Origin of the sequence: Arthrobacter rhizosphaerae, from assembly GCF_023062595.1 — a bacterium.
In the GTDB taxonomy this organism is placed as follows: domain Bacteria; phylum Actinomycetota; class Actinomycetes; order Actinomycetales; family Micrococcaceae; genus Arthrobacter; species Arthrobacter rhizosphaerae.
In genome coordinates, this window is sequence record NZ_JALLAN010000030.1 from 1 (window position 1) to 9773 (window position 9773).

Below are 9773 nucleotides of genomic sequence, written 5' to 3' on the forward strand. Positions count from 1 at the left end.
CTTCCGATCTGGACGGCTTGATCAGCAGCGGAAAACCAACGCCGTCCGCGGCCGACATCAGCTCGGTGTCCGTCATGCCCGGCTCAGCGATGCCTGGCACCACCGGCACGCCGTAGCCGGCCACGTGGTTCTTGGACCGGATCTTGTCCCCCATCACGTTCAGGGACTCCACCCCCGGGCCAATGAACGTGATGCCAGCCTCCTGAAGGGCGCGGGCAAAATCGACGTTCTCACTCAGAAACCCGTACCCGGGGTGCACCGCCTCTGCACCGGTCTCCCGGCATGCCCGGATGATGGCCTCGATCTTTAGGTAGCTCTCGGCCGCCGCGGCCGGACCGATCCGGACCGCCGCGTCGGCTTCGCGCACATGCCGGGCACCGGCGTCGGCATCGCTGTAAACAGCCACCGAACGGATCCCCAAAGAATGCAGGGTCCGGATTACCCTGCAGGCGATCTCGCCCCGGTTCGCCACCAGAACAGCACGGAACAGTGCCGGCTTCACGGTCGGCTGAGTCAGTTGGGGTGCTTCAGTCATCGCTGGGCTCACATCCTGAAGAGGCCGAAGGAGGTTTCCGGCAGCGGGGTATGGGAGACGACGTCCAGCGCCAGCCCCAGCACGGTACGGGTATCGGCCGGGTCAATCACGCCGTCGTCCCAGAGGCGGGCGGTGGAGTAGTACGGGCTGCCCTGGTCCTCGTACTGCTGTTTGATCGGGGCCTTGAACGCTTCCTCGTCCTCGACGGACCAATCCTGGCCGGCGGCCTCGTACTGGTCCCGCTTGACGGTGGCCAACACACTGGAGGCCTGGTTGCCGCCCATAACGGAAATCCGGGACGCCGGCCACATCCACAGGAAGCGGGGCGAGTACGCCCGGCCGCACATGGAGTAGTTGCCCGCCCCGAAGGACCCGCCGATCACTACCGTCAGCTTGGGCACCCGCGCGGTGGCCACTGCGGTGACCATCTTGGCCCCGTTCTTGGCGATGCCGCCCTGCTCCGAGTCCTTGCCCACCATAAAACCGGAAATGTTCTGCAAAAAGACCAGCGGGATCCCGCGCTGGTCGCACAGCTCGATGAAGTGTGCGCCCTTGAGCGAAGATTCGCTGAACAGCACCCCGTTGTTCGCCACAATCCCCACCGGATGCCCGTGCAACCGGGCGAATCCCGTCACCAGCGTGACGCCGTACTCCTTCTTGAACTCATGGAACCGGCTGCCGTCCACCAACCGCGCGATCACCTCACGCACGTCATACTGCGCATTCACGTCCGTAGGCACGGCCCCATACAGTCCGGCCGGATCCGCTGCCGGCTCGACGGAGGTGTCCACATCCCAGGCGGAGGCCGCCGGCATCGGCAGCGTCGCCACAATGTCGCGGATGATCTGCAGAGCGTGCTCATCGTTTTCAGCCAGGTGGTCCGTGACGCCCGAAATCCTCGAGTGCACCTCACCCCCGCCCAACTCCTCCGTGGTGACGATCTCGCCAATGGCGGCCTTCACCAGCGGCGGCCCACCCAGGAAGATCGTCCCCTGGTTACGAACGATCACCGTCTCATCACTCATCGCCGGGACGTAGGCGCCACCAGCAGTACAGGAACCCATCACCGAAGCGATTTGCGGAATACCGGCCGCAGACATCCTGGCCTGGTTAAAAAAGATCCGGCCAAAGTGTTCCTTGTCCGGGAAAACCTCATCCTGCTTGGGCAGGAAAGCCCCGCCCGAGTCCACCAGATAGATACAGGGCAACCGGCTCTCCAGGGCAATCTCCTGGGCGCGCAGGTGCTTCTTGATAGTCATGGGATAGTAGGTGCCGCCCTTGACCGTGGCGTCATTGGAAATCACCAGCACATGCCTGCCATGGACCAGGCCGATGCCGGCAATCACTCCCGCACCTGGACAATCACCGCCATACATCCCGTTGGCTGCCAGCGGAGCGATCTCCAGAAACGGACTGCCCTCATCCAGCAACTGGTCGATCCGCTCACGTGGCAACAGCTTGCCCCGGCCCACGTGGCGTTCACGGGACTTCTCCGGCCCACCCAACGCCGTTTGGGCCAGACGCTTTTGAAGTTCTCCTGCCAGCGAAAGTTGGGCGATGTTGTTGGCTTCAAAGACCTCGCTGGTAGTGTCCACCAGGCTCTTTATCGTGTGCATAAGCTTTCCATTTCAAGGTGCATGGGTGTTCCTGCCCTGTGAGCAGCAGGTACGGAGAAGGACGCGGTGTCCAGCCCAATCAGTGCCGGCGGAAGTCCAGTACGCGGCGGGCTAGACCATCGTGATGAGCACCGCCGGATCGGACATGATGGCGCCAACGTCGGAAAGGAATCGCGAGCCCTGTTCGCCATCAACCAGCCGATGGTCAAAGGAGAGGCTCAGGGTCATGACACTCCGAAGGGCGACAGCGCCGACGTGCTCCCACGGTCGGCGCCTGACGGAACCGACAGCCAAAATAGCCGCCTCTCCGGGGTTCAGAATGGGTGTCCCGGCGTCGATGCCGAAGACGCCTATGTTCGTGATGGACATCGTGCCGCCCGAGAGCTCGGCCTGCGTGGTCTTGCCTGACCGGGCTGTCTGGGCGAGTTGATTCAAGGCGGCGGAGAGTTCCAAAAGTCCCATGCGGTCCGCGTCCTTGATGTTCGGCACAGTGAGCCCACGCGGTGTTGCGGCGGCAATGCCCAGGTTGACGTAATTGAACTGGACGATCTCCTGGCGAGCTTCGTCCCATCGGGAGTTCAACGAGGGATTGCGGCGCAACGCGACGAGCACTGCTTTCCCAACAAGCGTCAAAGGTGTGAGCTTGTAGCCGGCAAAGTCGCGGCTAGACTTCAACGTCTCGAGCAACTCCATGCTGGTCGTGACATCAATAGTCAGGAACTCAGTTACATGCGGCGCGGTAAATGCGCTCGACACCATCGCAGAGGCAGTGTGCTTGCGTACGCCTTTGATGGGCGTTCTCGTTTCCCGTTCCTTTTCCCCAGGCGCCTCGATATCGGCTGTTTGACTGTCCGCCGCTTGCTTGTCGGGGTAGTTCGCCGCGGCTTCGATGTCAGCCCGGGTGATCAGTCCCTGCGGGCCGGTGCCGACAATCGAGGCCAGATCCACGCCTAAATCTCGTGCGAGCTTCCGGACCGGGGGTGTGGAGCGGGGTCGTTCCGCTGAGCCGGACGAACCCCCAGAAGACGGAGCTGGAGTTTTGGGGACAGCAGAAGCGGCTGGGGCATCCGATGGTGGGTGAAACGACTTGCGGGGTTTGCGCGTTGGCCGCCCTGTCCTGTCAATTTCGGCCCCGTAGCCAACGAGAGTCGGGATCCGTCTTGCCGATCCGTCGTCGTCGGTGTGTGATGGCGTGCCGTCAGAGTCTCCCGGCAGCGTGAATGTCACGATGGGGGTACCGACTTCAACAACGGTGCCCGGTTGCTCGTGAAGTACGGCGATGATTCCGGCGTAAGGGGAAGGAAGCTCCACTACCGCCTTTGCCGTCTCCACCTCCGCGATAACCTGATTGAGTTCGACGGCATCGCCGACGGCGACCTTCCAGTGGAGAATCTCCGATTCGGTCAGCCCTTCGCCCAGGTCCGGGAGCCTAAATTCCTTTGTGGTCACTTTGTTCGTCCCACCAGTCCACTTAGAGAATTCGGCCGGTCAAGGGCCCGGTCTACGCCGTCGAGGATCCTGTCCAGATCTGGAAGGTGGTGTGATTCCAGCTTTGATGGCGGGTAAGGGATGTCGAAGCCCGTGATTCGAACCGGTGCTGACTCAAGGTGATTGAAGCATTGTTCGGTGATGGTGGAGGCGATCTCAGCTCCCAGGCCCCCTGACCGCGAGGCTTCATGAGTAATGACCAGTCGGCCGGTCTTCCTTACAGAAGCCTCAATCTGTGAGAAATCGATGGGCGCGAGTGAACGGAGGTCTATGACTTCAACTGAAATTCCGTCGTCGGCTGCAGCCAGTGCTGCGTCCATAGCCGTTTTTACTAGGGGGCCATATGTCACCAGTGTCACGTCGCTGCCGGCGATGCGCACGCTGGCACTGCCAAGGGGAAGTTCTTCTCCAAGTTCAATGTTCTCTTCGACTTCGCCTTTAACGTGATACCGGCGTTTGGGCTCGAAATACAGGACTGGATCATCCGATGCGACGGCCTGCCGAAGCATCGTATAGGCGTCCTGGGGGTTGGATACGCTGACCACGCGCAGGCCCGACGTATGCGTGAAGTAGGCCTCCGGGGATTCCGAATGATGTTCCGGCGAGCCAATCCCCCCGCCGAATGGCACCCGGATGGTGATCGGCATCCTGACTTTGCCCTGCGTCCGATAGTGCAGCTTGGCTACCTGGCACACGATCTGGTCGAACGCTGGGTAAATGAACCCGTCAAATTGGATCTCGACGACAGGTCGGTAACCCCGATAGGCGAGGCCGACGGCGCTGCCCATGATTCCAGCTTCCGCAAGCGGGGTATCAATGACCCGATGAGGTCCGAAGTCTTTCTGCAAACCATCGGTTACTCGGAAGACGCCGCCCAGTTTGCCAATGTCCTCTCCCATGAGTACGACCTTTGGGTCGTCCTCCAGGGCCCTGCGCAGCCCTGCGTTGATGGCTCGGCCGAAGGTCATGGTGCTCATCCGTTTACTCCTTCATTGCTGGCAACCGCGAAGGTGTCGAGGTAACGGGCGTAGTGTTCCTTCTGAGTTTCCAATGTGGTGTTTGGCGTGCTGTACACGTGGGCAAAAACGTCCATGGGTGATGGGTCCGGCATGTTGATGCACGCCTCTCGCATTTCCTTGGCGACGGCGTCTGCCTTGGCGGCCACGGAAGCCTCAAGCTCGGGGGTGAAAATCCCTTTGTTCTCCAAAAGTGCTCTCACGCGGGCAAGCGGGTCTTTGGCCGCCCAGATTTCGAGTTCGTTTGCGTCCCGGTAGCGGCTAGGGTCATCTGCTGTGGTGTGGGGGCCCATTCGATATGTGACTGCCTCGATAAATGTCGGGCCGCCGCCGGTTCGAGCACGGCGCAGAGCGACACGCGTGGCGGCCATAACTGCCAGCACGTCGTTACCGTCAACCCGGAGTGATGGGATGCCGAACCCCTTTGCACGGGACGCAATGGGAATCTGGGACTGAAGCCCCACCGGTTCCGAAATCGCCCACTGGTTGTTCTGGCAGAAAAAGATCACAGGCACTTGGAAGCTGGCAGCGAACACTAGTGCCTCATTGACATCGCCCTCGCTTGTCGCGCCGTCGCCGAAATAGGTAACGGCGACAGAAGTGCCGCCGTCGTTCTTTATGCCCATGGCGTAGCCGGTGGCGTGCAGCGTTTGGGCGCCGATGATGACCTGGGGGGTTGCCATATTCAGCTCATAGGGATCCCACCCCGAATGGGCGTTACCACGCCACACCCGGACGATGTCCCCGTAGTGAACTCCCCTGCAGTACGCGACGCCATTCTCCCGGTAGCTGGAGAAGACGAAATCATCGCTGCGCAGTGCCCGCGCTGATCCTATCTGTGCAGCCTCCTGCCCGAGGAGAGGTGGCCACAAGGCAAGTTCTCCTTGCCGCTGGAGGTAGGTGGCTTCAGTGTCAATCCTGCGGATGACAACCATGTCTTCGTACAACGAAGAAAGCTGCTCGTCAGAGACGTCTTCAACCCACTGGTCAAAGTCCGGATCGCCTACCAGATCACCTTCAGGACTAACCAACTGAATAATGCCGCTGTCTCCTCTTAATCCGGAGTCCTGCTGACCTGGGGAATTGCTTAACTCATCAGTACGCAACGTTCACACCCTTTTTCTTCTGCCCGGGGCTACCTCGCCCTGCAGCTGTGACGGTACTCACGCGATCATGGGCGAGACAACACCGTTCTGCGGCACTGAACACCGTGACTGAAAGGCACGCTACGTCTCGCACGACACTGGTCATGGTGTCCGATCCCTAACGCTCAGAGAACGGACAGGCGTCTACGCTGTTGGTTTCCTCTTGGCAACGGCGGATCCCAATTCTGGAGTTGGATATGTCGGTACCCGTCCGGAGTGGGAAGGCGTTGAAACTGAAGTGTCAATTGCTAGACTGGTCCTAAATCATAAACGGACATGAATTAGCCCTTCACACTTCTGTCAGCTTTTTCGTGAAACTCCACGTGCAGGGTTTGAGAGCATGGAGTTCCGGCCAAGTTGAAGGACCCATTTGTGCGTAGCGACACCCGAAGAAACAAGCAGCGCCTCTTGCGAGCCGTGGCCGAAGAGGTCCGGGAGAACCCTGGGCCATTGTCTCTGCAAAACATTGCGGCGAGGGCCGAAGTGGCCGTTACTAGCGCTTACCGCTACTATGCGTCTTTAGATCAACTTCTCTCCGCTTATCTTCATCAACTGATGGAGGAACTCGCCGAATTCTCGGCGAGTTCTCCATTATCGGGTCCCAAACTGTTCGAAGCAGTGCTATCCCGTTGGGTCGATCTGGTCTTTGAACATGGGAAAGTTCTCGTCCGGCTTCGCTCCCGTTCGGGCTATTTGGAGCGACTGGACCGACAAGACCCGGTCATACAGACCTCACTAGAGATCTGGGAGCGTCCGTTGGCCAACCTGCTAGACGATCAGGAACTTGCAGACGTGCCGATGCGGCGCGCGCTCTTCTTGTGTAATGCGCTCACGGACCCTCGTGAAGTCCTTGACCTGCACGAGACCGAGGGAATGTCGGCCAGTCAGATCACCGCTCTCGTGGCATCCGCCGTTAAGGGTTCCCTCCGTCCTCACCAAAGAGCCACTCACCCGCAGTAAGGCTTATTCGACAGCCCGCGGGCGGGCCCGGCGGGGATCGACGTCCGCCCCGGTACTCCCTCTAAAGGGACTGGCCGCTGTCAGCGTTGCCCATCCGGGGCACCGGTAACATCTACGACAACCTGGCCAACCCACGAAGGACGAATACGGCATTCGGAAACCCCAGAAGCTGAGAGCCGCAACGGATCAGCATTACCCCTATGTCCACACTCAGCTTCTCCGACATAAGGCGTGTCCCTTCGCATCGTTGGCTCGGCACTCGGCTCTGTGTCCGATCCAATGGCGCCGCTGTCCATCACCCCAGCGCCTTGCGCTCGAGCCCGAAAAGCCCCGAGAAGCCCTGAGAAGCCCCTTGACGATATCCGGCGGCTCGACATCCCGTGGGCACCAATCTGATCCGGAAGCAAACTCGCCTTTAGCTATTGCGTGTAGCACGACTCCAAGGCAAAATAAGAGGTGATTACCAATTGGTACCAAAATTTCAATGGGATGAATCTCCGAGAGGGATCTATGTTTATCGACGCCCCAACCAGCTCCTTGACGGTGGGCTCTCGCCCGGCCATCGGCTCCCTGGATGTTGTCCAAACCTTCAAGCAATACCCAACGGCTAACATCGGCGATGCTATGGACCGCCTCAACCTCATGGACTCCGGAATCGCAGCGCAGTGGACCAGTGGCCGTTGTGTGGGACCCGCACTGACCGTACTGACCCGTGAAGGGGACAATCTTGCTATCCACCGCGCCCTGGATGACGCTGCACCCGGCGACATCCTGGTGATCAACGCCCTGGGAGGAACAACACGGGCAGTATTCGGCGATCTCCTCGGTGAGATCTGCCTTGCTGCAGGCATCGCTGGTGTCATCATCGACGGACTAACGAGGGACCGGGCTGACATTAAGGAGATGGCTCTACCGTTGTGGGCCCGAGGCGTGTCACCGGCGGGTCCAGCCAAGTATGGGCCAGGGTCGGTAAATGTCCCAGTAGCTTGCGGAGGCGTCGTAGTAAATCCCGGCGATCTCATCTGTGCAGACGACGACGGAGTTGCAGTAGTCCCTGCTAGCAGCTTCGCGGCAGTCCTCGACAAGCTCCAGGACATCGACAATTTTGAACGCGAACTCCGCGCAAAGATCCGAAACTCCGTCAAAAAACCGGCCCCAGCGCTATAAGAAAATGCAGGAGGCCGCGTACCCAGAATCAAAATCGAAAATCAATCATAGCGCCTCGACGGCCAGACTATTCGATGCCACCCCATCAGGCTCCCGCCGATGGTTCATTGTCCTCCCGTAGAAGAAACTCACCGAACATGAAAAGCAGAGCTCTTGTCCAAATCAGGAATGCTAACCGACGAACCGGTTCGCCACCTCAAAGCAGTTCGCGCCCGACGCTGGCCGTCCCAGTCAAAGCCACGGGAAGTACCGCACCAGGTCCTTGGACTAGCCGTCCTTCGCTCCAGCAGCATGTTCCTCCCTACGAGCCAGAAGGGCTGCCTGTGACAAGGGAATGAGCTGGCCGATCCCGGCCACGGGTCAGGGCAGTGGGTGGCTCTGGGTCCCTTGGCATCAGCCTCAACGTCCTGAAAACGCCTCCGTTATGCCTGGAAACTAGAATGACCAAATATCGTCATGAAGAGTGGCATCTGCTCGTCGGTGCCATAGTAGAAATCCACAAAAATGGAGTTCTGGTCAGGTCAGGCAGAGTTGATGACGCCATGCCTGACTCCTCATTGATATGGCTGGCAGCTGACGGGCCCGACACCAGAGCCCTCTTTGAGGCCGCTGAAGGAGTTGAAGTCTGGGTTGAACCCCGTCAATTGGACGGGAAGATGTCCTATCGAATGACCAATTCGGCTCTGAAAGGGAACGACGAGGCAAAAGCCCGAGATCCTTGAACGATTAGGGCCATGCCTCTTTCTCGTCTGGCTTAGCAATGAAGTCAGCTGTCCAAAGACTGCAGGCTTCATGAGCCTCTATAAAGACATCGGACTCGGTCGCTCAGCCCACACAGCGACTGGCGGCGATAAGGCCTGACTCTTCCGACCGCATTCAGAAGCCGCACCTTCTACTGGGCCCCTAACGGCACTATGTTTCCGGACAACCATTGGCCGTTGCTCAGCTGTCCGGTCGATCACAAAATGGAGTGTTATGCACGCATTCGATGGCACTGACAAGGCCATTTTCCTCGCCCTTGATGATGACCCTCGCGTTCCTATGCTGTTCCTCGCCAGAAGACTGGGATTGGCTCGAGGCACTGTGCAGAGCCGCCTCGAGCGGAGGCTTACGGGTGATTGCCTTCTCCCTAACAGCACAAGGATCACGCCGGAAGCGCTGGGGTTACCGATGATGGCTCTTGTAACGGCTGAAGTAGAACAGTCATCGTTGGGAGTCGCAGTACAAGCCCTGAATGCCATCCCAGAAGTCATCGAGGTTCACGCGATGGCTGGCGACGCCGACCTTCTGCTCCGCGTAGTTGCCCAGAATGCGGAAGATTTATTTCGCGTGGGCCAGGAAATCAGCAACTGCCCGGGCATCCGTCGAACCATGACTTCACTTTTGTTGAAGAACCTCATTCCGTACCGGATTGGCCAACTGCTTGAGCACTGATGGCGCGTCGACCCTTTAAGTCCTCGGCTCTAAGGCATAGACCCGCAAGACCATCCTTGACTAAGCCATTCCTTCACAGAACGACAGAATCGGACGTACATGCCCCTCTTTGACCTCCCGTTGCCCCAGCTACGCAGCTACACCTCCGATGTGACGGTGCCGGACGACCTCCGCCAATTCTGGGATGCCACGATCGGGGACGCCAGGGCCTATCCCTTGAACGCCCGGTTTGAGCCCGTGGAGAACTATCTCACTGTGATTGACACTTTTGACGTGACATTCGCCGGGTACGGCGGGGAACCCATCAAGGGCTGGCTGCACCTGCCCGCTAACAGGGACCCAGGTTCCAGGCTGCCTGTGGTCGTCCAATATGTCGGCTACTCCGGTGGGCGCGGTCTGGTGAACGAGGAGA

The 9773-nt window shown here is 59.4% G+C and carries 10 protein-coding genes; 5 read left to right on the plus strand and 5 right to left on the minus strand.

Translation table 11 applies throughout. The features are described 5' to 3' along the window. The 5 genes from MU551_RS22865 to pdhA form a co-directional block, all read right to left on the minus strand. Positions 1–535: biotin carboxylase N-terminal domain-containing protein (locus MU551_RS22865; protein WP_281507442.1), on the minus strand; the 535-nt coding region annotated here is incomplete at its 3' end. A gap of 8 nt (positions 536–543) precedes the next feature. Continuing rightward, a complete protein-coding gene (locus MU551_RS22870) occupies positions 544–2151 on the minus strand; it encodes a carboxyl transferase domain-containing protein (RefSeq protein WP_247048866.1) in 1608 nt (535 codons plus the stop codon). A 111-nt stretch (positions 2152–2262) separates the two neighbouring features. Then, positions 2263–3600: a dihydrolipoamide acetyltransferase family protein gene (locus tag MU551_RS22875; RefSeq protein WP_247048867.1), complete on the minus strand. Its 1338-nt coding sequence runs from the start codon at positions 3598–3600 to the stop codon at positions 2263–2265. After that, the gene (locus MU551_RS22880; RefSeq protein ID WP_247048868.1) at positions 3597–4616 is read right to left on the minus strand and encodes an alpha-ketoacid dehydrogenase subunit beta; all 1020 of its coding nucleotides are present in this window, start codon (positions 4614–4616) and stop codon (positions 3597–3599) included. Before MU551_RS22880 ends, MU551_RS22875 begins: the two co-directional genes overlap by 4 nt. Beyond that, positions 4613–5761, minus strand: a complete 1149-nt coding sequence (gene pdhA / locus MU551_RS22885; protein ID WP_372489916.1) for a pyruvate dehydrogenase (acetyl-transferring) E1 component subunit alpha — start codon at positions 5759–5761, stop codon at positions 4613–4615. The genes MU551_RS22880 and pdhA overlap by 4 nt, the downstream gene beginning before the upstream one ends. A 411-nt stretch (positions 5762–6172) precedes the next feature. Here pdhA and MU551_RS22890 point away from each other — a divergent pair, with 411 nt between their 5' ends. The 5 genes from MU551_RS22890 to MU551_RS22910 all read left to right on the plus strand — a co-directional run. Beyond that, positions 6173–6760 carry a TetR/AcrR family transcriptional regulator gene (locus MU551_RS22890; RefSeq protein WP_247048869.1) on the plus strand — a complete coding sequence of 196 codons (588 nt, stop codon included), beginning with the start codon at positions 6173–6175 and terminating at the stop codon, positions 6758–6760. A 510-nt stretch (positions 6761–7270) separates the two neighbouring features. After that, complete coding sequence (locus MU551_RS22895) at positions 7271–7927, plus strand: RraA family protein (protein ID WP_247048870.1); 657 nt, start codon at positions 7271–7273, stop codon at positions 7925–7927. A 440-nt stretch (positions 7928–8367) separates the two neighbouring features. After that, positions 8368–8649: a hypothetical protein gene (locus MU551_RS22900; protein WP_247048871.1), complete on the plus strand. Its 282-nt coding sequence runs from the start codon at positions 8368–8370 to the stop codon at positions 8647–8649. 253 nt (positions 8650–8902) lie between these two features. Further along, a complete protein-coding gene (locus tag MU551_RS22905; protein ID WP_247048872.1) occupies positions 8903–9361 on the plus strand; it encodes an Lrp/AsnC family transcriptional regulator in 459 nt (152 codons plus the stop codon). Positions 9362–9460: 99 nt separating this feature from the next. Next, on the plus strand, positions 9461–9773 hold a 313-nt coding region (locus tag MU551_RS22910), incomplete at its 3' end, for an acetylxylan esterase (RefSeq protein ID WP_247048873.1).